This is a genomic window from Allobosea sp. 2RAB26, assembly GCF_052115465.1.
Taxonomy (GTDB): domain Bacteria; phylum Pseudomonadota; class Alphaproteobacteria; order Rhizobiales; family Beijerinckiaceae; genus Allobosea.
In genome coordinates, this window is sequence record NZ_JBFRGS010000058.1 from 1 (window position 1) to 1,368 (window position 1,368).

General features: G+C 65.0%; 2 protein-coding genes. One reads left to right on the forward strand and one right to left on the reverse strand.

Annotated elements, in window-relative coordinates; translation table 11 throughout:
• A partial coding sequence (locus tag AB4118_RS33960) for a class I SAM-dependent methyltransferase (RefSeq protein ID WP_441493891.1) occupies nucleotides 1-585 on the reverse strand: 585 nt, incomplete at its 3' end.
• Nucleotides 586-1,180: 595 nt separating this feature from the next.
• On the opposite strand from AB4118_RS33960, the gene AB4118_RS33965 reads away from it, so the two are divergent.
• Nucleotides 1,181-1,368, forward strand: a 188-nt coding sequence (locus tag AB4118_RS33965) for a hypothetical protein (RefSeq protein WP_441493892.1), incomplete at its 3' end; no start/stop codon positions are given.

Sequence of the window (1,368 nt, forward strand, 5' to 3'; positions counted from 1 at the left end):
GGAGAACACCGTGAAGACCAGGATGAAATCGAAATGCTGGTCGGGAAACGGTACATTCTCCGCATTGGCTTCCGTGAACGACACGTCCGGGCATTTTCGTCTGGCGGTCGCGAGGGCTTCCGGAAGCAGGTCGATCCCGAACAGGCGGTCGTTGGGAAAACCGTAGCGCTGCAGACGGCGGACCAGATCCCCCGTCCCGCAGCCCAGGTCCAGGACACGATATTGCTTGAGGGGAGGGGCAGCCTCCCGATCGAGCAACCTGTACAGGGCGACATCGCGATCGCGCACCATGCGTAGGCGCCCGGGGCGTCTCTCCCTGTCCGGGTTTCCGCGATCTCTCTCCGCATATTTCGCATAGGCGGATTTGATGCGCTCGACCTCGGCGGCCGTTGAGTGATCACAGATATCATAGCTGAATGGACGCATTTGAACGACCGGCATCGCAATCTCCCAGGGTGAATCGCCGATGGCTTCTCGCCTGCGGATGCTTGGGGGCTTGTCACCCGCTCGAGGCGTCGGAAGCTGTTGGAACGCTCCTGACAACAGGGCAGGCGGGGCGCCCGAGCCGGCATCCTGCGTACCCACCGAGGCTCGGTTGCCGCTGAGCCCGAGCTCTCGCCTCATGCGACCATCCGGTCATCGAGACGCATGCGAGGATCTGGAGCCGAGGCGCCCACGGTCGGCGCCCAGGTCGCACAAGAAACGAGGACTCCTCCCGCTCGGGGCTTCGGTTTCAAAAGTCAGCTGCGCCCGAGCGAGCCAAGCTTGTCTCTGGTACGCGCCGGGCAGGCGCTCGGCATCCTCCGAACGAAGGATGACCCGGCATTTCCTGGCTGTCCGGCCGCCCGTTCCGGCCCCTGCGCCGAGGCGCCGCCATGGCGCAATCGACGCCGGCTTCGTTCATTCGAAGGATGAACTGGCCGCGCCCCAGGCGTAGCCGGTTGAGGTCAATCCCGCAGCCGGCCGCCGAAGACAGGGTTGATCCGATGCGCGACGAACAACCGACGCCGATCGTGGGAGGCCTGCGGGGTCGCCTGCTGCACGGTCTCCCTGCTTCGTCAGGGTGGAGCCGCCATCGCCGCCGAACGACGGCAATCACGGGAGCAGAGTGTCAACACGCCGGAGTGCCGCCCGGCCCCCAATGCAGTGGCACTGCCTCTCAATGCAAGGGTATCGGCCTATGATCATTGATCTTTTCGGCGCCACCGGTGCCAGCAGAGCAAGCTTTGCCAGCGAATTGTGCGAGAGGCTCCGCGAGAGCGGCCAGACTGCCGAGATCATTCAGGGCCACTGGCCCGCGACAGGGGATCCGGCCCGCGACCCCCCGGGCCAAACCACCGGGCATGTCTACCGCGGCATTGGCAAATG